This window comes from Nocardia sp. NPDC004604 (assembly GCF_040609795.1).
Classification (GTDB): Bacteria; Actinomycetota; Actinomycetes; order Mycobacteriales; family Mycobacteriaceae; genus Nocardia.
Genome location: NZ_JBEXLC010000004.1, coordinates 67,202 through 87,536, shown reverse-complemented (window position 1 = coordinate 87,536; position 20,335 = coordinate 67,202). Strand labels below are relative to the sequence as shown.

Sequence of the window (20,335 nt, the reverse complement as noted above, 5' to 3'; positions counted from 1 at the left end):
ACCGCCGAAGTCCGGGTGATGGAATAGTATCCGCTGCATGTCTTTACCGGGGGCGCAGACCATCACCGTGCGCCATGATGGAACCGAACGGGTCTTCGATTCGAATCAACAGGTCACGATGGGTCGCGCACCGGAAGTGACGCTCTTCGTGGACAGCCCGCTGGTCTCGCGTGTGCATGCGACACTCGCCTGGCAGGGGAACAGCTGGGTACTTACCGACAATGGCAGCACCAATGGCGTTTTCGTGGATGCGCGCCGGTTGAGTCAACCGGTTCCGATCACCCGGCCCACGCAGGTGCGCCTCGGTGATGCGATCAGTGGTCCGCTGTTGCATCTGCTGCCCGTGGCACAGTCGTCGCGGCCGCGGGCTCCGATGGCCCAGCCGCCCGCGGCACAGCAGCGGTCGTCGGTGCCGCCGGGTTATCAGCATCCGCGACGGACACCACCGGCGCAGCAGCGTCCGGAACAGCAACCCGTACAGCAGCAATCTCCGCACCCGTCTTCGCAGCCGCAGCCCCAACAGCAGCACCCGCAGCCGCTTTCGCAGCCGCAACCTCAGCAGGCGCCGCCCGCCCAGCCGCAGCAGCCGAATGTCAATATGACCTTCAAGGCCGATAGCTCGATGCTGCCGCCGGTCCGCTCGCGCCCGTCGACCGCGCCGACCGCCCGGGCCGACCGGCTGCCGCCCGGCGGGCTCAATATCGGTCGTACCTCCGATAACCAGATCGTCGTGAACGATCCGCTGGCCTCGCGCAGGCACGCCCGCCTGGTCGCGGGCTCCGAGGGGCTGACCATCGAGGACCTCGGTTCGGCCAACGGCACCTTCGTCAATGGTCATCGCGAGCAGCGCACGCTGCTGCGCGAGCGCGACATCATCACCATCGGCAATATCGACTTCGTCGTCCAGCAGGGCACTTTGGTGCTTCGGCAGAAGCCGGTCGCCGAACAGGGCCTGCACGTGCACGGTGTCGGCTTCACCGTCGAGGGCAATAAGCAGCTGCTCATCGATGTCAATATGCAGGCGGGGCGTGGCACACTAACCGCGCTCATCGGTCCGTCGGGTGCGGGCAAGTCGACGCTGTCGAAATTGATCGCTGGCACCACCCATCCCTCCGGGGGTGTGGTCACCTTCGAGGGCCGCAACCTGCACGCCGAATACGAGGCGCTGCGTTCCCGCATCGGCATGGTGCCGCAGGACGATGTGCTGCACCGCCAGCTGACCGTGCGCCAGGCCCTCGGCTACGCCGCCGAACTGCGACTGCCGCCGGACAACTCGAAGGCGGACCGCCAACAGGTGATCGATGGTGTGCTGAAAGAACTTTCGCTCACCGAACACGCCGACACCAGGGTCGACCGGCTCTCCGGCGGTCAGCGCAAGCGCGCGTCGGTGGCGCTGGAGCTGCTCACCGGTCCGTCGCTGCTGATCCTGGACGAACCGACCTCGGGCCTGGACCCGGCGCTGGATCGTCAGGTGATGGTGATGCTGCGCGAGCTGGCCGATGCCGGGCGCACGGTCATCGTCGTGACCCACTCGGTGGCCTGCCTCGACATGTGCGATCAGGTGCTGCTGCTCGCCCCCGGCGGCAAGACCGCCTTCTGCGGACATCCGGCCAGCGTCGGCGCGGCCATGGGCACCAGTGACTGGGCGGAGATCTTCGGGCGGGTGGCCGCGAACCCGGATCAGGCGTTCGCCGCGTACCGCTCCAGACTGGCGTTCGCCCCACCACCGCCACCGCCCGCTCCGCCGCGGCAGGGCTCGGCGGGCAGTCCACCGCAATCCGGGCGCGCCAAGCAGTTCTCCACACTGGCCCGGCGGCAGGTGCGATTGATCTTCGCGGATCGGGGCTATCTCGCGTTCCTGGTGATTCTGCCGTTCATTCTCGGTGCGCTGTCGCTGGTGGTGCCGGGCAGTAACGGTTTCCAGTCGGGTCCGCTGGAGCAGGTGCAGAGCGGCAACGAGACACTTTTCGTGCCCTCCGGCGGCAGTGAGACCCAGCAGTTGCTGGTGGTGTTGATTCTCGGCGCCTGCTTCATGGGGTCCACGCTCACCGTGCGCGATCTGGTCGGTGAGCGCACCATCTTCTATCGCGAGCGCGCGGTCGGGCTGCTGCCATCGGCCTATCTGCTCGCCAAGATCGCCGTATTCAGCATTACCGCATTCCTGCAGTCCGCGGTGCTGGTCGGGATCACGCTGGTCGGCAAGAAGCCGCCGCTGGAGGGTTCGGTGATCCCGAACGGACCGGCCGAGCTGTATTTCGATATCGCACTGACCGCGGTCTGCTGCGTGGTCTTCGGCCTGCTGCTGTCCAGTCTGGCGAAGTCGAACGAGCAGGTGATGCCGATGCTCGTGGTGATGATCATGGTCCAGCTGGTGATGGCCGGCGGCCTGATCCCGGTGACCAACCGGGTCGTACTCGAGCAGGTCTCGTGGCTGTTCCCGTCGCGCTGGGGCTATGCGGCCGGGGCGTCGACGGTGGATATTCGGACACTGTTCGCCAACGCGCAAACCGATGAGTTGTGGAAGCACGAGGCGAATATCTGGTACCTCGATATCGCCCTGCTCGTCGCGATCACCGCGGTGCTCGCGATCATCACCTGGCGTCGCCTGCGGTTGCGAAAGTCGACGGCGTGAGCAGCCGGTCATCCGGGGTCTACCCGGATGCGGTGAGCATGTCGGTCGCGCAGCAGGCACACTTATGCCTGTGACGGTGCGAGTTGGGGCAGTACATCTCGGGTGGGATGTGGTGTCCGTTGCCGCAGGCGGCGGTGGGACACCGATCCGCCCGGTGCAGGTAGAAGGAACGTATACGCCGCCCGCATATTTGCTGGCGGATTCGTCGGGTCGGCTGCATACCGCTGGTGTGGAGCGGCAGCGGCCGGATCTGGGGATGGCGATCGCCGACGTGCGTGACATCCTCGGCCATCCGCAGATCGTGGTCGCCGGTGCGACGTGGCCCGCCGAACTGGTGTTCCGGGCCCGTATGTACAACCCGCTCGCGGCCATCGGCAAATATCTGCGCGGTAAACCGGACCTGGTGGCCCTGCCCTTCCCGGACGGCTGGCCCGATGCGAAGGTCGATGTGTACGTCGATCTGGTCGAGCGGCTCGACGTGACGGTGGAGCCGTTGCCGGAGAGTGTCGCGCTATCCGGATATGTGCGTGCGCTCGGTCTGGTGCGCTCGCCGGATGAGCGCAATCCGCACGGCATCGGCGCGACCGGGGTGTACTCCGATGGTCGGACCATGCTGGTGGTCGCGGTGCACGGCGACGATGAGCAGCCGACCGAATCGGTCGATGTGCCGGTGACCGCCGAGGCCATGCGCGATGCGCGTTCGGCCGACAATGTGGTGATCGAGGTGATGGCCGCCGCGCGCTCGATCGGCGCGGACACCTCGACGGTGCTGCTTTCGGGCAATGTCTGCTTCAACGACGCGTTGCGGCTGGCCTTCCAGAACCACCTGGGGCACCGGTTACATGTGGCCGATCATCCGATGCATGCGCTGGTGCTCGGTGCCTCGCATCTGCTGGTGACCGATAACGAGAACGGAGAGCCCGAGTCGGCGGGGCGGCATGCCGAGCCGACGCCGCCGCCGGTGTCGCGGGAGCGGCAGGCAGAGTCGGTGCAACAGGTCGAATCGGCCCAGCAGCAGGCACTTTCGGCGCAGCGGCAGGTCGAGGCCGCGCAGGCGTTATCGGCGCAGTGGCAGGCGGAGGTGTTGCAAGGGCGGCCGGATCTGCCGTCGCGGCCGGAGCAGGTGCCGGTTCGTCCGGAACCGTGGTCCGGGCATCCAGAGCCAGCGCAACCGCATGCGCCGGTGGTTCAGTACGGGCCCGGGTATCCGACCGTGCCGCCCGCCGAACCCACGGGTGAGGAGCCGACCACGCGGGTCGGCCGGGAATCCCTACCGCCGAACCTCGCCGAGTTGGGAAGTCGATTCACTCGGCCGCCCGGGCAGTACCCCGACGCCGCGATGGGGCGTCCGCAAGGACCCGCACCCCAGAGCCCGCCGCCGCAACCGCCGGCACCTCCGCTCGGACCGCACGGTCCCTATCAACCGCAGCAACATCCTGGTGCCGAGGGCCAGTGGGGCGAGCGGCCACCCGAATCGGATGACGATGACAAGCCGCGCAAGGGCAAGCGGTGGGGCAAGTTGTTCGGCGCCCAAGCGGTGGCCGGTGCCGCCGCCTTGGCCGCCATGGGCATGCCGTCCGGCGGTGACCGGGTCGAATTGGCCGCCTCGATCGCGCCGGTCTCCTGTCCATTGACCCCGTACGTCACCAATGAGCAGCGTGCGGGCATCGCCGCAGCGCGCGGATTCGACCAGGGCTTGGTCGTCCTGGTACTGGAAGACTCCGCCTACGACGCGGCCGGAGCCGAATGCGCGCAGCCGAGCATCGACGTACCCCGCTATGTCGTGCCCGGTCCGCCCGGCGCCATCGATCACGGTCCGCCGATCGAGATCTGACCGGTTTCATACCGCTCGGGCATGGCTGGTATCGTTGCCCGTTGGCGTGTGGAAGGTACGTCGAGCCCCGGGTCTCCACCAGCCGCCGGGACCTCGCTCGACCGCGCGCCGTGGCTGGCAACACCGACTACAGACAGGGAATCACTGTGCCTACGTACAGCCCCAAGGCGGGTGACGTGACCCGGAAGTGGTACGTCATCGACGCCACTGACGTAGTGCTCGGCCGTCTCGCCGTCCAGGCAGCGAATCTGCTGCGCGGCAAGACCAAGCCGACCTACGCGCCGAACTTCGATGGCGGCGACTTCGTCATCATCATCAACGCCGACAAGGTTGCCATCTCCGGCAACAAGAAGTCGGACAAGCTGATCCACCACCACAGCGGACACCCGGGCGGCCTCAAGTCGCGCACTGTCGGTCAGGTGTTGGAGTCGCGCCCCGATCGTCTCGTGGAGAAGGCCGTCAAGGGCATGATCCCGAAGAACAAGCTCGGCAACGCCATCGCGGGCAAGCTGAAGGTCTACGCGGGCCCGACGCATCCGCACGCCGCCCAGCAGCCCATTCCGTTCGAGATCAAGCAGGTGGCCCAGTGACCGCTCCCGAGGAATACAACGAGGACTACGCCGACGACGCGGTCGTCGATGACGCCAACGTCGAGGTCGTCGAGGAGGAGTACGGCTACGAGGCCGAGCCCACCACCTTCGCCCCGATCGTGATCGACCGCCCGGTGCAGACCGTCGGTCGTCGCAAGGAGGCCGTCGTCCGCGTGCGCCTGCTGCCGGGTACCGGCAACTTCGTGCTGAACGGCCGCACCATCGAGGACTACTTCCCGAACAAGGTGCACCAGCAGTTGGTCAAGTCCCCGCTGGTGACCGTCGAGCGGACCGAGTCCTTCGACATCCACGCGCGTCTCGTCGGCGGTGGCCCCTCGGGCCAGGCCGGTGCGCTGCGTCTGGCCATCGCCCGTGCGCTCATCGAGGTCACCCCGGATGACCGTCCCGCCCTGAAGCGGGCCGGATTCCTCACCCGTGACCCGCGCGCCACCGAGCGTAAGAAGTACGGCCTCAAGAAGGCCCGCAAGGCGCCTCAGTACTCGAAGCGCTGATTTTGGCTGCGTCGGCCGCCGTCTTCCGTCACCCTGGAGGTGTTGGAGACGGTACGGTCGGCGGGGCACCTGCACGAGAGCAGGCTCCCAGTATCGCTGGGTGCCTGCTCTCGTGCTGTATGAACTCGAGGCATTCGCGGGGTACTTCCCGGTCGTACAGATCGCTGCCTTCGGGCACGCCGCGGATCCACCGATGATGGGCGAGGGTATGGGACGTTTGTTCGGCACCGACGGAGTCCGCGGGCTTGCCAACGGATCATTGAGTCCGGAACTGGCGCTGCAGGTTTCCGGAGCGGCGGCGCAGATTCTGAGCCGCGGCAAGAAGCGCGCACTCGCCGTGGTCGGTCGCGATCCGCGCGCCAGCGGCGAAATGCTCGAGGCCGCGGTGACCGCTGGTCTGACGGCCGCGGGTGTGAATGTGCTTTCGGTAGGGGTACTTCCGACACCCGCCGTCGCATATCTGACCGGTCTGTACGACGCCTGCCTCGGCGTCATGATTTCGGCCTCACACAATCCCATGCCGGACAACGGGATCAAGATCTTCGCGGCGGGCGGGCACAAACTCGATGACGCGATCGAGGACCGGATCGAGGCGCTGATCGCCGAGGGCGCGCCGCTGCGGCCGGTCGGCGCCGCCATCGGTCGGGTGGTGAACGCATCCGGTGCCCGGGACCACGGGCTGGTCATACCCGACCAGTACAGCGTGGCAGGAACGCACGAGCGCTACGTCGAGCATCTGGTCGAGGCGACCGGGCAGGATCTGTCCGGGCTCACCGTCGTGGTCGACTGCGCGCACGGCGCGGCCGCCGAGGTCGGTCCCGCCGCGTACCGCGAGGCCGGAGCCACGGTGTTCGCGATCAATGCCGAGCCGGACGGCCTGAACATCAACGACGGTTGTGGCTCGACCCATCTCGACCAGATCCAGCGCGCGGTGCGTGAGCACGGCGCGGACCTGGGCATTGCACACGACGGCGACGCCGATCGCACCCTGGCCGTGGACGCCGATGGCGCGATCGTCGACGGTGACGCGATCCTGGCCATCCTCGCGCTGGCCATGCACGAAACCGGTTCGCTCGCCCAGAACACCTTGGTCGCCACCGTGATGAGCAACCTCGGCCTGCACATCGCGATGCGCGAAGCCGGAATCACCTTGCGCACCACCGCCGTTGGCGACCGGTATGTCCTCGAGGAACTGCGCCGCGGCGGTTACAACCTCGGCGGCGAACAATCCGGCCACGTGGTGTTCCCCGACTACGGCACCACCGGCGACGGCATCCTCACCGGACTCAAACTCATGGCCCGCATGGCACAAACCCACCGCACACTGGCCGATTTGGCATCGGTACTCCAGACCGTCCCCCAGGTCCTGGTGAACGTTCCGGTCACCGATAAGGCCGCGGTCGCCGCCGCCCCCGAAATCCAGGAGGCGGTGCAGGAAGCCGAACGAGCTCTCGGCGACTCGGGCCGAATCCTGCTGCGTCCCAGCGGAACCGAACAACTGGTCCGAGTAATGGTCGAGGCCACCGACCCGGTTCAGGCCCAACAACTGGCCGACGACCTGGCCAAGCGCGTCGCCGCGGTGTAGGACCGCTCTGGCGGCCGCCCCTTTCAGCCCTGCGCACCCTTTGTGAGCGCTTCATCCACGGATGTGAAGCTGCCACGAGGTGTGGACGTGAACTCGCCGTTGTCGAGCGATCCCGATACGGCGAGTTGTCCACAGGAAACCGGTTATCCACAGACTTTCTGTTTGCGCTGGTCGGTGCCGCGAGGCCGAAGCGCTGTTCGTCGATAGTTGGCACATGCGACCAGGCCTGGAAGAAGTGCGTGACAAGCAATTCGGCGTTTTCACCTCATGGCAGGTGCTATGCGAGTACACCCGCGCGGAGCTGCGCGCCCTCCTCGACCAAGGCGAATGGGTCCGGGTCTTCCGCGGCGTCTTCCGCGAGGCCACTACCGCACCCTCGGCCCAATTGCGCGTAGAGGCGGCCCGCCTATCGATGGGCGTGCCAACCCTCGCCGCCGCCTACAACACCGCCGCCGAACTCCACGGCTTCGCGGTACAACACAACCATCCCACCCACGTCCTCGCTCAACAGGATTCCCGCATCGGCCGCCTCATCGTCCACCGCGACCATGTGGACAAAGACGAACTCGAACTGGTCCAGGGCACCGTCACGACCAACGCCGCCCGAACCGCAATCGACGTAGCACGAACCGCCAGCCGACCGGATGCCCTGGCGACCCTGAACGCCGCTCTGCGCCGGGGTATCCCGCGTGCCGCGCTGACCCTCGAACTCCAACGCCACCACAGACGCCGTGGCCACACCCAAGCCGCCGAACTCTTGGAACTTGCCCGAGCACGCCCCCAAGCCACCCTCCGCACCCGCCCGAAGTGCCCCAACGCGGGTGTCCCCAATCTGTCAGGGTGGCTGGCATCGGGTGATGAATCTACGAGGCGATCATGCCGTTGCGCGGCCACGCCTGCTCGCGACGGGCCCGATGGACTATCCGGCCTGCCGTGGCCCGAAAGAACCCGTCCTCGGGTCGGTCCCGACGGGCGGTGCTGCTCGTCTTGTCGATGATCAGGCTGCGGTTCAGGCAGCGCCACTGTTCGCTCCCCGGAGTGTCTCGTATCGTGCGCCGGTCAGGGCTCGGATATCACCTGACCCAGTGGTGGTACGCAACTCAGCGTGCCCGGGCGCCAGGTGGCTCGACCGCGGAGCCGGCGGTGCCGGTCTGGCTGAGCGCACCATCAGTGGCTGAGGTGGCTTTCGGGCTCTTCAACCGATGGCTGGCGCGGGCGCCTCAGCTTTCGGCGAGATGGCCGTTGTTCATGTGCCAGCGGCGGGTTGCGGTGACCGAGTCGAGCATGCGGCGGTCGTGGGTTACCAGAAGCATTGTGCCCTCGAAGGATTCGATGGCCTGCTCGAGTTGTTCGATGGCGGGCAGGTCGAGGTGGTTGGTCGGCTCGTCGAGGACGAGCAGGTTTACGCCGCGGGCTTGGAGGAGGGCGAGGCCGGCGCGGGTGCGTTCGCCAGGGGAAAGGGTTTCGCACGGACGCAGGACATGTGGGCCGCGCAGGCCGAATTTGGCCAGTAGGGTGCGGACATCGGCGTCGGTCCAGTCGGGCATTTCGGTGCTGAAAGTGTCCGCGAGGGCGGCACTTCCGCGGAACAGGCCGCGGGCCTGGTCGACCTCGCCGATTTCGACGCCGGAGCCGAGTGCGGCAGTTCCATTGTCCGGCTGGATCTTTCCGAGCAGCAGCGCGAGCAGCGTGGACTTCCCCGAACCATTGACTCCGGTCAGCACGATACGGTCGGCCCAGTCGACCTGGGTGGTGATCGGGCCGAGGACGAATTCTCCTCGGGTGGCGGTGGCATTGGACAGGGTGGCGACCACCGAACCGCTGCGCGGGGCGGCGGCGATGCTCATGCGCAGCTCCCATTCCTTGCGCGGCTCGTCGACCACCTCCAGGCGTTCGATGCGCCGCTGGGTCTGGCGGGCCTTGGCGGCCTGCTTCTCGGTGGATTCCGCACGCATCTTGCGACCCGCCTTATCGGAATCGATCTTCTTGGGGTCGCGCACCTTTCGGCGGGCATTGCGAACCCCGTGCTCGAGCCAGTTGCGTTGCATCTGGGCGCGGGCTTCGAGTCCGGCCTTGGTGTCGGCGTACTCCGCATAGGCCTCGCGGGCATGCTCGCGGGTGATCTCGCGCTCCATCAGGTACGACTCGTAGCCGCCGTCGTAGATCCCCACCTGCTGTTGCGCGAGATCGAGTTCGACGATGCGGTTTACCGTGCGCGCCAGGAACTCTCGGTCATGACTGATCACCATCAGCGGTACCCGAACGCCGGTCACGAACTGTTCGAGCCGGGCGAGGCCGTCGAGATCGAGGTCATTGGTCGGCTCATCGAGCAGCAGAATGTCGAAGCGGGACAACAGCACCGATGCGAGTCCGGCCCGTGCCGCCTGACCGCCGGAGAGTCCGATCATCGGCGTATCGAGGCCGTTCGGAAGGCCTTCCGTGAGACCGAGATCCGCCGCGACCTCCTGGGCCCGCTGGTCCAGATCGGCACCGCCGAGTGCGAGCCAGCGCTCGAGGGCTGGCGAATATTCGTCCGCGCCGCCATCTGCCAAACGCTCTGCCGCGGCGTCCATGATCCGCTGCGCGTCGGCGGCACCCGTACGGCGGCCGAGGAATTCGAGCACCGTCTCCCCGGGGACCCGCTCGGGCTCCTGCGCCAGGTATCCGACGGTGGCATCGGGTGGTGACAATGTGATGCTGCCGGTAGGCGTGGATCGGTTCGCGAGCATACGCAGCAGCGTCGACTTGCCCGCGCCGTTCATGCCGACCAGGCCGATCACATCACCCGCGGCAAGGGTGAAGTCCAGGTCGTCGAACAGGGTTCGTTCGCCGTGGCCCGCGGACAGTCCGCGGGCGTGCAGAGTAGTGCTCACCCGCACGAGTCTGCCGTGTTCGCCCAGCGCGTCCGCAGCGGGCCGGGTCATCGTGGGCTCGGGGTCGCACCCTGAGTTCCGACCTGCGGAAATCAGGGTCGGGATAGGTCATGCGACCGATGTGGGCCGCGGCTTTCCTCGGCAGAGTTGATGTTGTACCGAACATCACCAGAGAGGGAACGCCATGACCGCCCCCGCCCCCACCCGCCGCCTGAGCCGCTCCAACAACGATAAGTGGATCGCCGGTGTCTGCGGTGGCATCGCCGAATACTTCGGCTGGAACGCCAACGTTGTTCGCCTGCTCTTCGTCCTGTCCTGCCTGCTCCCCGGCCCGCAGTTCATCGTGTATCTGGTGCTGTGGCTGATCATTCCGAAAAAGTGATCGTCCCCAACAAATAGGGCAGCGGCTGCGCCCGGGACTCGCGGATGACACTATGGACCGGTACCCACCGATCGACCGCCGTGTCGCCCACGCGAGTCCCGACCAGGAGGAGTCATGATCACCTCAGGTGAATTCCCGGGCATGGATCTACCCGGCATCGACGCATCCTCTGTCCTGGACGGCCTCGGCGAAGTCGAACTGCACCACCCCACCCAGGACATCGACGGCGACGGCACCCTCGACACCATCACCACCACCGGCCCCGAGGCCATGCAGGTGTGGACCGACTGGGACCACGACGGCATCGCCGACCAGGTGACCGTGGTGGAGAAGGACGGCGACTACTCCGCATGGGAGTTCCACCGGCATCCCGATGGGTCGTCGGAGTGGGTGCGGACCGATAAGGGGAAGATCGGCAACTAACCGCTGATCTGGTCCGCGCATCGAACTGCTTGCAGCACTGGGGATCGCTACGTTCCCAGTGCTGCGACTGCCCGGGTGGACCCGTCGTCGGTCTATGTCTCGACGACGCTGCCGACCCCCAATTACACTGTCCGACAACGGCCCCCACACCTCCGACCCTTCGTGGGTACCGTCGGCCGCAGGCTGCACTGATCCGCGCGACAGACGTGCGGATCAGTGGAACCTGCGGATCTGATCGACGCGGCGAGACCCACTCGCTGGACTGATGGTCGGTTGTAGCCGATAGACCCACCCAGTAGATTCCTGCTGATACGACCTGGGCAATCAATCCGATGGAACCGAACCCGACTCGGGCGCGTCCATAGAGATATGACAGCCCCCTGTTGTGGCATTGGATTACAGCTGGAGTGGGGACGACCGCGAAGTAGTTGGGATGGAGGGTTCTCGTGGCCAGTGGGCAGGTAACGGTAGATCCAACCGCGCTGCAGAAGCTCGGCAACAACCTGAAGACTTCGGCGGCCAACGTCGGCGGCAAGACCGCCGATGTTCGGGGCTGGAAGTTCGGTTCCGCCCAAGCGGGCAGAGACTACGCGGCCGAGGGCAAGAAGGTCGGCGACGCCCTGGGGCGTATCGGAACTTGGCTCGGGAACTGGCAGACGGCAGTCGATAAAATGGGGACCCAAGCCAGTACGAGTGCAAATACCTACGCGACCGTCGATGATGCAAATGTCAAGAAAATTACAGCGGCGGGGGTGAATCTGTGATGCTGGAACTTCGTGAAATTTCCCGACAGATTGATGTATTTGGAATGTGCGGGGTGAGCTAATGGCTGACAGCGCGTCGTCTGCGTACACCGCCTCGGCGAATGCAACCGTCAAGGAGATGCTGGACGGGGGCGCTCCCGGGCTGCAGTATTTCGAACACTATCTGCCGAGATATGTGAAGGTATTTGCGTATTTCGGATACGGTAAGCGCGAGCTGTGCGGTGATGACGAGTATACGAAGCTGTGTGCGAAATATGATACCGAGCGGGATATGGACCTCGGGCAGCTCGACAATATTTCCACTACCCTCGAGAAGATCGTCAGTTCGCTCAGTGAGGAGCTGAATACGCAGCGTAGGCAGCGGTCGGCGCTGTCCACGGTGTGGCAGGGGCAGGCGGGGGACGCGGCCCTGAACATGCTGGACGCCCAGGTCAAGAGGGCCGAGACCGATTATGATCATGCCACCGGAATCTCGTTGACGCTGAAGTCGACCACTGCTGGCCTGCGAAGTATCGTCAAGGCAAAGGCGGAAACCGTTGACAAATACTGGAACAGGTCGCAGCCGGATATTCCGGACGGGAACGGTCTCGGTAGGAAAGAAATTGATTCGCTGATCGAATACGGCTACCTTCAGCCTAATTCCAAGATCGGCGAGGATGCCAAGAAGTGGTTGAGGGAGACCTTTGTTCCGCACGTCGAAGGAACTGTGACCAAATTCGAGGAGCTGTGCAAAAGTACCGAGGATAATATTCGCCGACTGTACGGCGACCTCGAGAAGGCGCTCAACACACTGGACATCGGGGCGTACCCGATGCCAGCGGATACTACGGTGAAGCCCACCACTAACGATCCAGGTCCCAGTCCGTCGTCACCTGGCCCTTCACCGAGCAATCCTGGCAGCTCGCCGAGCAATCCTGGCAGCTCGCCGAGCAATCCTGGCACTTCGCCGAGCAACCCTGGCAGCTCGCCGACCACTACTACGACGACGGCGGCCACAACAGCGAGCAGTCTCCTGTCCGGGCTCTCATCCCTGACCTCGGCAGCGTCGCAATTGACGTCCCTGGGTGAATCCGTCGGTCAAGGACTCACATCGCTGGGTACCTCGATCAAGGACGGGGTCGAAAACGCGGTGAAAGAGATCGAGAAGGTTTTCGATACGAACAAGACCGAGGACAAAGATGGCGACGGCAAGCCGGACAGCACGGTCAAAGCCGAGTTCGACCTGGCTGGCAAGCACCTGAAGCTCGAGATCGGCGCCGATGGTCAGCCGAAATTCGTAATGACCGATGCGGACGGCAAGACCCATGAGTATGGGGTGAAGCTGGATGACAAGGGGAATCTGACGGTTTCGACCGACGACCCCAAGGGAGAGGGCGACGAGTCCACATCGGGCGACAAGTCCGCCTCGGAATCGACGCCGGAGAAGTCGAGTGGCGAATCTCCCGCGCCCGAAGGGACTTCATCAGGACAGTCGGGGACTGTTCCGGGGGTCCCGTCATCGGGCAAGCGCGAGGAGGATGGCGAGCATTATCCGGAACCGATGCCGAGCGGCACCCAACCCGGCGAGGCCGCCGATAGTGGCGCCGAACTCGCCGAGGCAGGGCCGTTGTGAGCATGCTGGCAATCAATCGGGAGGGATGACACCGTGGACTACGCCTACGAAATCGACTGTGTCGTGGAGGAACACCTGCGCGGGGTCCGGCGGCTTCAGCAGGAATACGAGGATATGCGGCAGAGCCTCAGTGGGCACGGCGGAGCCGAGGTGCTCGCCGCAGTCGAACAAGCTCGAGCGGAGTACGCGGAACAGGAGCGTCTCGCGGCGGAGGAGAAGGAGCGGCTCGAGGTCGAGGCGCGGGCAGAGCAAGAGCGCGTGGCGGCGGAGGCGCGTGAGCAGCGGGAGGCGATTGCGCGGTCGATCGCGGCTCGAAAGGCGCAGGATGTTGTGATGCCGATCGATGACGAAGGCGATGAGGAGTCGGAGTACTACCGTCGCAAGAGTTGGTTGGTCTGAAGGCGGGCGATTGTTGCGGTTTACCCGAAGACGTTGTGCCGCAATAGATCCAGCCGCCTAACCGCTCGGGTTACCAGCGGTCTTCCGCTTCGCGCAGGCGTTGGGTTGTTTGGTCGATCCAATTGGTGAAGTGGGTGGTCAGGGCGGTGGGGGTGGTGGGGCGGATGGTTATGTGGGGGCCGCGGAGTTCGGTGTAGCGGCCGTCGTTGGCTATGTCGTGCCACTGGACGGTGGTGCGGGGGGTGGTGAGTCTATTGACGGAGCCGGTGTGTAGGAGGGCGGAGCCGCCGCCGTCGGCCGGGCGGTTCAGCAGGCGTTGGTAGCGCTCGCGAGGGGAGTTGCGGGTGATGCTTTCGAGGTGGCCGTTGGGTCGGCCGTAGATGTCGTCGGGGTGGAAAGTTGCGGCTGGGTGAGTGCCGGGTGTGCAGGGTGGGAGGGAACTGGTCAGTTGGGCGGGGAGGTGGTCCACCGGGAACAGGCGGCAGCGGATGGGGCCGTTGGTGTCGCCGAAGGTGGCTTGGGCCAATGACATTGCGCGGTGCTCGGTGCGTGCGCCGACTATGCGGTAGACGCGGACGCCCCCGTTGGGGTTCTTGTGTTGGGTGGTGCCGCCGAAGATTTGGATGTGGATCGTCGAGGTGGACAGGGTGTGCAGGGCGAGCTCGATCTCTTCGAGTTCGTCGGGGGAGTAGCGCTCGCGCATGGTGACCCGGTGGGCGTCGAAATCGTCGCGGTAGGCGAAGCGGCTGGTGAAGCGAAGTGGATTGGGGAAGCGGTCGTTCGCGGGGCTGAACCACAGTGCAGCGAAATCGTCCGGTTCCCAAGTCCATTCAGCCATCTAGAGGTTCCAATCGATCGTGCGGTGTAGGTATGTCCGGTCGGAATACGTATTCCGGTTGCTGCCAGTGGGTTTGTCGGCGATGCGGCGGAGGAATCCGCTGGCGCTGCCCGAGTTTTGAGCCGGAGTAGCCGCGGCCGGTCGCTGCCCCGAGTTGAGTCGGCCCGGTGGCGCGCCGATACTCCGGCCGCATGATGTCGCGCACAGCCGGAGCGGATGTCAGCGCGATCAGGGGCGTACTGGCGGAGGCGATTCGGGGTTCTCGCCGATCACACCACCTTCGACAGTCCTTGCGATTTCGCCGAGCAGTTCCTCGGTGTTGGCGGCGTTGATGAGGTAGTCCGGTATCTGGTGGGTGCTGTCTTCGTCGGACTTTCCTCGGCCGGCACCCGCACCCATACCGCCCATTCCCATTCCGCTACGTCCGGTCGTCGAGGTGGATGTAGTGGCCGCGGCCGCAGCGGGATTGGTGGCGGTCGTGTTTGGGGTGCCGGATACGGTGCGGCCAGGGCTCGGCGACGTCGAAGTGGAACTACCCGGGGAGCCCGGCGAGCCCGTGGTGATCGGAGTCGAGCTCGGGGTTGTTGCGGTGCTCGGCGTTGTTGTGGTCGGGATAGTGGGTGTTGTCGTTGTCGGTGTGGTCGACGTCGTGCTGCTCGGGTTGGTCGAGCTCGTGGTGGTATCGGTCGGGTTGGTGTCTGTGGAAGACGGCTCTTCGGTGGTCTTGCCGCCATCGGTCTTCTCGGGACCTTCGCCGCCCGGGGTGGACGGACCGCCGGTTGTACCGGGGCCTCCCGTTCCGCCGGGGCCGGACGAACCCGGCTCGTTCCCACCGGATTTGGTCGGTCCGGAGATATCGAGTGGATCGGTCGGATCGAGCGCGGTGGGCAGCACGGGGACTCGGCCGTCGAATTCGGCGAATTTGTTCACGTAGTTCGTGAGCATGGCATTGCGGGCGCCAGCGGTAGCCTCGTTCTTGGTGGTCTCTTCCTCATGAGCGCGGGGCGGCCAGACATTTGCGGTCCAGGAGTGGTGGTTGGCTTCCGGAATTCCATTGGCGACCGCGCGGACTCCCTCGGCGGCGGACTGCATGTCGTTGGACATCTGCGTGATCAGTGGAGTCAGTTGGTGGGCGTCGGTGACGTATCGGTTGATCGCATCCTTGGCCTTGTCGGCGGCCGAACCTTCCCATGCCTCGGCGATGGAGCCCTGGACGGAACGGGCGAAAGTCTCTAGGCCCTGGTCCCATTGGGTGGCGACGTTGGAGTACGTCATGGCCGCGTCGTGGGATGGTTTGGGATCCAGCGGTTTGAACGCGTCCTCGATTTCGCCACGCTCCCAATGGAATACGTTCTCCCCCTTCGGGGGGATCTGGGTGGACTCATTGCCGGACAACGGATCGCCCCTTTCTTACAGACCTGGCCGGGAGAAGATTTTCGGCGTGGCCGGATTCTGCTGAGGCAGGTTCGTTTCCAGGCTCTTCAAGACCCACACCCCGACAACACAACGACACCAACCGTGAACGCGGCACCAACCACGAGCTTCCCCCTGCTGACCATCTGGTCCTCCCCGTCGCCGGATGTCGATGACATCGAACAGGGCTGGACCGGCTCCCCGCCCCCTTTTTTCAGCTGGATCGACCGTACCGAGCGGCCGATCACCGTGCAAGCGGTCCGCGAGCGAGTCCGCACAGGTCGTCCACGGTCGACAAATGCCGTCGCCCGACCCGGCCAACCGAGCGAACAACCGCGAAACCCACACGGCCCGTTGACAGTCCGCAGCCGCCGGCTTACCGTTAAAGCGGAATCGGATTCCGGTTCACCACTCCCGACCGATAGGCCACCCATGACCACCCACTGGACCCTCCCGCGCATCCTCGTCGGCGCCGTCCTCCTCAACACCCTCATCGGCCCCCTCCTCGCCGACCTGGTCATCCCCGATATCGCCGACCTCCACCTGCACAACCCCGCCTGGCCCCCACACGCCAAATTCCATGACGCCCAATACATCGGCATGGGCGTACTGATCGGCGCGATCGGCCTGGTCGTCCTGTGGCAGCGCACCGGAAACCTCCGTAACCAGTTCTTCCTGTCCGCCGCACTGGGATCCGTCACCTGGCTCGCTATGTACGGCGCGCTGCTCTTCCCGGGCACCGCCGCGCAGGATCCCGAGCATGCGGCCGACGCGACCAAGGTCATCGGAATGGATCCGCAACTGTTCATCGCCTTGGTGATGCTCATCTTCTTGACGGTCGCGATCGTGGTCGAACGCACCCGTGCACCGATCCCGAGCCCGGTCTAACCTACGACCGGCCAGCAGACAGGGAGATCGATGACCGACCGGAACATCCGCAAGCTCCGCACCGATGCTGCCCGCAACCGCGACCACGTGCTCGCAACCGCGACGGCGCTGTTCACCGAACGCGGTGACGAGGTGCAGATGGCCGATGTGGCGCGCGCCGCCGGGGTCGGGGTCGGCACCGTCTACCGCCATTTCCCGACCCGTCGTGCCTTGATCGAGGCGGCCGCGGAACAGCGCTTCGCCGGAATTCTCGAGTACGTGCGACGGACCTGCCTCCCGAATCCGGATACCAGGCAGGCGCTGGCGGGCTTCCTCGGCCATGTCGCCGAAGTGCACGAGCAGGGGCGTGTGCTGTCGAGCACCATCGAGTCGGTGCTCGGTAATACCGAACCGCGCGGTACGGTGCGCGACGATCTGGCCGAACTCGGTGCGGAACTACTGGCCAGAGGCCGGGCCGACGGCAGCATTCGCGCGGATGCCACCGTCGCCGACCTCTATATGCTCGTCGGCGCGGTCGCCACGATCAGCCGCGACGGGTTCGGCGATTGGCGGCGGTTCATCGAACTCGCGCTCGATGGACTACGTCCCTGACCACCAGCGCGCTATTTGCGCAATAGCTGCGCGATTTGCAGGACCGAGAGCTTCGGCTTCTCCTGCTCGGGCGGCGCTTCCGGATCGACCACCGTGGTGTGCGGGATGAGTGCCTCGGGATCGGAGAACGCTGCATATGTCTTGTCGCGCAACAGTTTGTGCAGCAGATAGCCGGTCAAGATGGCCCGGGTAGTCCGGGTGGTCTTGGCTTCATGCTTTCCGGCACCCAATGCCGCGAGCGCCCGACGCCCTTCGACAATGCCGTTGTGCGATGCCCCGTCGACCTCCCGCAACACCACCGATCCGGCCCACGCCGCGGCCAACGGGATCGCATTCGAGCTGACCGATTCGATATCGGTGGACCCCGCCAGCACCAATGCGGGCACATCGATATCGGGCGCAATGGTCTCGGCGGACGGCGCGGTCGGCGCCGGGTAGAGGGCGGCAACCGCGGCGACGTGGCGTTGTCCGGCGGCGATGACCGCCGCACCCGCGCCCATCCCGTGTCCAGCCAAGGCCAGGCGTTCCGGATGCACGCTGATCGCACCGTCACCCAACCGAACGCTGGTGCAGATATCCAGAGTGGTGAGCAGATCGGTGGCCAGCCCGAGATGTGACGGAATCGGCCCGCGCTCGGTATCGGGGGCCGCGACCACAAAACCCCAGGACGCCAGGTGTTCGAGGGTGGTGCGATAGTTGGCGGTGCCGGTCAGCCAGCCGTGGCCGAACGCGACCGCGGGCAGACTCAGTCCGGACTCCGGAGTGAACACCACGCCGGGCTGACCGGCGATGGCGAGATTGCCGCGCAGTACGCGGTGGGGCCCCCGGCTGGTCAGGGTGCTCAGAAGTGATTTCACAGACGCCGACACGACGTGAACGTTATCCGATAAGTACTCTGGTGAGCCATGTGCGGAATCGTGGGGTACGTCGGGTACCGGGACGCCCTCGGCGTTGTCGTTGACGCTTTGCGCCGCATGGAATATCGCGGGTACGACTCCGCGGGCGTCGCGATCCTGGATGGCGCGGGCGTGTTGGCGGTGGAACGCAAGGCGGGCAAACTGGCCAATCTCGAGGCCGAACTCGCCGAAGTCGGGACCGACCACTTCGCGGGCACCACCGGTATGGGACATACCCGCTGGGCTACCCACGGCGCGCCGACCGACCGCAACGCCCATCCGCACCGCGACACCACCAACAAGGTGGCCGTGGTGCACAACGGCATCATCGAGAACTTCGCCCCGCTGCGCCGGGAACTCGAGAACGCCGGGGTGGAGCTGGGCAGCGATACCGATACCGAGGTCGCCGTGCACCTGGTGGCGCGCGCGTATGCCGAGGGCCCGACCGCCGGTGATTTCGCCGCGAGCGCGCTGGCCGTGCTGCGTCGGCTCGAAGGCGCTTTCACCCTGGTCTTCGCCCATGCCGACCACCCGGATGTCATTGTCGCCGCGCGCCGTTCGACGCCGTTGGTCGTCGGTGTCGGCAAGGGCGAGATGTTCATCGCCTCCGATGTCACCGCATTCATCGAGCACACCCGCGAGGCCGTCGAACTCGGCCAGGACCAGGCGGTCGTGATCACCGCCGACAGCTATACGGTCACCGATTTCGCGGGCAACGACGCGCTGGCGCGGACCCGTCCGTTCACCATCGACTGGGATCTGGCCGCCGCCGAGAAGGGCGGCCACGACTTCTTCATGCTGAAGGAGATCGAGGAGCAGCCAGCCGGTGTCGCCGACACGCTGATCGGGCACTTCACCCACGACGCGGCCGGTGGCCGGATCGTGCTGGACGAGCAGCGCCTCGCCGATCAGGAACTGCGCGACTTCGACAAGGTGTTCGTCGTCGCGTGCGGCAGCTCGTATCATGCCGGACTGCTGGCCAAGTACGCGATCGAGCACTGGACCCGGCTGCCCGTCGAGGTGGAGCTGGCCAGCGAATTCCGTTACCGCGATCCGGTGCTGGACCGTTCGACGCTGGTTGTGGCCATCTCGCAGTCGGGCGAGACCGCCGACACACTCGAGGCGGTGCGACACGCGAAGGAGCAGAAGGCGCGCGTGCTCGCCATCTGCAATACCAATGGCGCACAGATTCCGCGCGAGTCCGATGCGGTGCTCTACACCAGAACCGGACCGGAGATCGGCGTCGCGTCAACCAAGGCGTTCCTCGCGCAGGTGGCGGCGAACTATCTGGTCGGACTGGCCTTGGCGCAGGCCCGCGGCACCAAGTATCCCGACGAGGTCGCGCGTGAATTCGCCGAACTCGAGGCGATGCCGCAGCTGGTGCAGCAGGTGCTGGAGACCGCACCGCAGGTGCGTGCCATCGCCCGCGAACTGGCGCACGTGCCGACCGTGCTGTTCCTGGGCCGCCACGTCGGCTACCCGGTGGCCTTGGAAGGTGCGCTCAAGCTCAAGGAGCTCGCCTACATGCACGCCGAGGGATTCGCGGCGGGTGAGCTCAAGCACGGTCCGATCGCGCTGATCGAGGAGGGGCTGCCGGTCATTGTGGTCATGCCCTCGCCCAAGGGGCGGGCGGTGCTGCACTCCAAGCTGCTGAGCAATATCCGCGAGATCCAGGCCCGCGGCGCCCGCACCATTGTGATCGCCGAGGAGGGCGATGACACGGTGCGTCCATTCGCCGACGACCTCATCGAAATCCCTTCGGCGCCAACGCTGTTCCAGCCGCTGCTGTCCACCGTGCCGCTGCAGATCTTCGCGGCGGAAGTGGCGCAGGCTCGCGGCTATGACATCGATAAGCCGCGCAACCTGGCCAAATCCGTCACGGTCGAATAGCGGTTCGCTGCTCAGCGCTGAAGACCACAGGCCCAACCAGAGCTCGACCCGAAGCATCAACGGCTGCGGCCGCCGAATTGCGCCCTGAACGACGCGGCTGGCCGACGTGTCGCGAGTGATTCGACCTGGACCGGGCGCGGATCGAGCGCGGCCCGATCGGTCTCGTCGGACGCACCCGTAGCTGCGCGAAGGAAACCGTCCCGCGCGGCCGAA

General features: G+C 65.7%; 18 protein-coding genes. 14 read left to right on the top strand and 4 right to left on the bottom strand.

Features of this window, described 5'->3' with window-relative positions; genetic code table 11:
• Positions 1-37 precede the first annotated feature (37 nt).
• From ABZW16_RS03590 to ABZW16_RS03565, 6 genes are all read left to right on the top strand, one after another.
• Positions 38-2,632, top strand: a complete 2,595-nt coding sequence (locus ABZW16_RS03590) for an FHA domain-containing protein (RefSeq protein ID WP_354951738.1) — start codon at positions 38-40, stop codon at positions 2,630-2,632.
• A 64-nt stretch (positions 2,633-2,696) separates the two neighbouring features.
• Positions 2,697-4,466 (top strand): hypothetical protein, encoded by a 1,770-nt coding sequence (locus tag ABZW16_RS03585; protein ID WP_354951734.1) that lies wholly within the window; start codon positions 2,697-2,699, stop codon positions 4,464-4,466.
• Between the two features lie 146 nt (positions 4,467-4,612).
• Entirely contained in the window at positions 4,613-5,056 is a 444-nt protein-coding gene (rplM, locus tag ABZW16_RS03580) for a 50S ribosomal protein L13 (protein WP_354951732.1), read from the top strand.
• Positions 5,053-5,568 carry a 30S ribosomal protein S9 gene (gene rpsI / locus ABZW16_RS03575; protein WP_354951730.1) on the top strand — a complete coding sequence of 172 codons (516 nt, stop codon included), beginning with the start codon at positions 5,053-5,055 and terminating at the stop codon, positions 5,566-5,568. Before rplM ends, rpsI begins: the two co-directional genes overlap by 4 nt.
• A gap of 208 nt (positions 5,569-5,776) precedes the next feature.
• Positions 5,777-7,153 (top strand): phosphoglucosamine mutase, encoded by a 1,377-nt coding sequence (gene glmM / locus ABZW16_RS03570; RefSeq protein ID WP_354951875.1) that lies wholly within the window; start codon positions 5,777-5,779, stop codon positions 7,151-7,153.
• A 214-nt stretch (positions 7,154-7,367) separates the two neighbouring features.
• Positions 7,368-8,150: a hypothetical protein gene (locus ABZW16_RS03565; RefSeq protein WP_354951728.1), complete on the top strand. Its 783-nt coding sequence runs from the start codon at positions 7,368-7,370 to the stop codon at positions 8,148-8,150.
• A 223-nt stretch (positions 8,151-8,373) separates the two neighbouring features.
• Here ABZW16_RS03565 and ABZW16_RS03560 read toward each other — a convergent pair whose 3' ends face one another.
• Positions 8,374-10,026, bottom strand: a complete 1,653-nt coding sequence (locus tag ABZW16_RS03560) for an ABC-F family ATP-binding cassette domain-containing protein (protein WP_354951726.1) — start codon at positions 10,024-10,026, stop codon at positions 8,374-8,376.
• A 184-nt stretch (positions 10,027-10,210) separates the two neighbouring features.
• Here ABZW16_RS03560 and ABZW16_RS03555 point away from each other — a divergent pair, with 184 nt between their 5' ends.
• From ABZW16_RS03555 to ABZW16_RS03535, 5 genes are all read left to right on the top strand, one after another.
• On the top strand, positions 10,211-10,408 hold the full coding sequence (locus ABZW16_RS03555) for a PspC domain-containing protein (RefSeq protein ID WP_354951724.1): 198 nt from the start codon (positions 10,211-10,213) through the stop codon (positions 10,406-10,408).
• A gap of 114 nt (positions 10,409-10,522) precedes the next feature.
• The gene (locus ABZW16_RS03550; protein WP_354951722.1) at positions 10,523-10,831 is read left to right on the top strand and encodes a DUF6802 family protein; all 309 of its coding nucleotides are present in this window, start codon (positions 10,523-10,525) and stop codon (positions 10,829-10,831) included.
• Positions 10,832-11,277: 446 nt separating this feature from the next.
• Entirely contained in the window at positions 11,278-11,595 is a 318-nt protein-coding gene (locus tag ABZW16_RS03545; protein WP_354951720.1) for a hypothetical protein, read from the top strand.
• Between the two features lie 61 nt (positions 11,596-11,656).
• Positions 11,657-13,207, top strand: coding sequence for a hypothetical protein (locus tag ABZW16_RS03540; RefSeq protein ID WP_354951718.1), 1,551 nt, complete (start codon positions 11,657-11,659; stop codon positions 13,205-13,207).
• A gap of 33 nt (positions 13,208-13,240) precedes the next feature.
• Complete coding sequence (locus tag ABZW16_RS03535; protein ID WP_354951716.1) at positions 13,241-13,606, top strand: hypothetical protein; 366 nt, start codon at positions 13,241-13,243, stop codon at positions 13,604-13,606.
• Positions 13,607-13,676: 70 nt separating this feature from the next.
• Here the strand turns inward: ABZW16_RS03535 and ABZW16_RS03530 are convergent, their stop codons facing one another.
• A complete protein-coding gene (locus ABZW16_RS03530) occupies positions 13,677-14,444 on the bottom strand; it encodes an ESX secretion-associated protein EspG (RefSeq protein ID WP_354951714.1) in 768 nt (255 codons plus the stop codon).
• A gap of 228 nt (positions 14,445-14,672) precedes the next feature.
• A complete protein-coding gene (locus ABZW16_RS03525) occupies positions 14,673-15,839 on the bottom strand; it encodes a hypothetical protein (protein WP_354951712.1) in 1,167 nt (388 codons plus the stop codon).
• Between the two features lie 450 nt (positions 15,840-16,289).
• On the opposite strand from ABZW16_RS03525, the gene ABZW16_RS03520 reads away from it, so the two are divergent.
• A complete protein-coding gene (locus tag ABZW16_RS03520; RefSeq protein ID WP_354951710.1) occupies positions 16,290-16,745 on the top strand; it encodes a DUF6640 family protein in 456 nt (151 codons plus the stop codon).
• A 30-nt stretch (positions 16,746-16,775) separates the two neighbouring features.
• Entirely contained in the window at positions 16,776-17,336 is a 561-nt protein-coding gene (locus tag ABZW16_RS03515; RefSeq protein ID WP_354951708.1) for a helix-turn-helix domain-containing protein, read from the top strand.
• Positions 17,337-17,347: 11 nt separating this feature from the next.
• Here ABZW16_RS03515 and ABZW16_RS03510 read toward each other — a convergent pair whose 3' ends face one another.
• A complete protein-coding gene (locus ABZW16_RS03510) occupies positions 17,348-18,205 on the bottom strand; it encodes an alpha/beta hydrolase (protein ID WP_354951706.1) in 858 nt (285 codons plus the stop codon).
• Positions 18,206-18,241: 36 nt separating this feature from the next.
• Between ABZW16_RS03510 and glmS the strand changes: the two genes are divergently transcribed.
• Entirely contained in the window at positions 18,242-20,122 is a 1,881-nt protein-coding gene (gene glmS / locus ABZW16_RS03505; RefSeq protein WP_354951704.1) for a glutamine--fructose-6-phosphate transaminase (isomerizing), read from the top strand.
• Positions 20,123-20,335 lie beyond the last annotated feature (213 nt).

Bases quoted from the DNA above. Each gene is read 5' to 3' on its own strand.
- ABZW16_RS03590 (WP_354951738.1), top strand. From the start codon at position 38: ATGTCTTTACCGGGGGCGCAGACCATCACCGTGCGCCATGATGGAACC.
- ABZW16_RS03585 (WP_354951734.1), top strand. From the start codon at position 2,697: ATGCCTGTGACGGTGCGAGTTGGGGCAGTACATCTCGGGTGGGATGTG.
- glmM (WP_354951875.1), top strand. From the start codon at position 5,777: ATGGGACGTTTGTTCGGCACCGACGGAGTCCGCGGGCTTGCCAACGGA.
- ABZW16_RS03565 (WP_354951728.1), top strand. From the start codon at position 7,368: ATGCGACCAGGCCTGGAAGAAGTGCGTGACAAGCAATTCGGCGTTTTC.
- ABZW16_RS03555 (WP_354951724.1), top strand. From the start codon at position 10,211: ATGACCGCCCCCGCCCCCACCCGCCGCCTGAGCCGCTCCAACAACGAT.
- ABZW16_RS03550 (WP_354951722.1), top strand. From the start codon at position 10,523: ATGATCACCTCAGGTGAATTCCCGGGCATGGATCTACCCGGCATCGAC.
- ABZW16_RS03540 (WP_354951718.1), top strand. From the start codon at position 11,657: ATGGCTGACAGCGCGTCGTCTGCGTACACCGCCTCGGCGAATGCAACC.
- ABZW16_RS03530 (WP_354951714.1), bottom strand. From the start codon at position 14,444: ATGGCTGAATGGACTTGGGAACCGGACGATTTCGCTGCACTGTGGTTC.
- ABZW16_RS03520 (WP_354951710.1), top strand. From the start codon at position 16,290: ATGACCACCCACTGGACCCTCCCGCGCATCCTCGTCGGCGCCGTCCTC.
- ABZW16_RS03515 (WP_354951708.1), top strand. From the start codon at position 16,776: ATGACCGACCGGAACATCCGCAAGCTCCGCACCGATGCTGCCCGCAAC.
- glmS (WP_354951704.1), top strand. From the start codon at position 18,242: ATGTGCGGAATCGTGGGGTACGTCGGGTACCGGGACGCCCTCGGCGTT.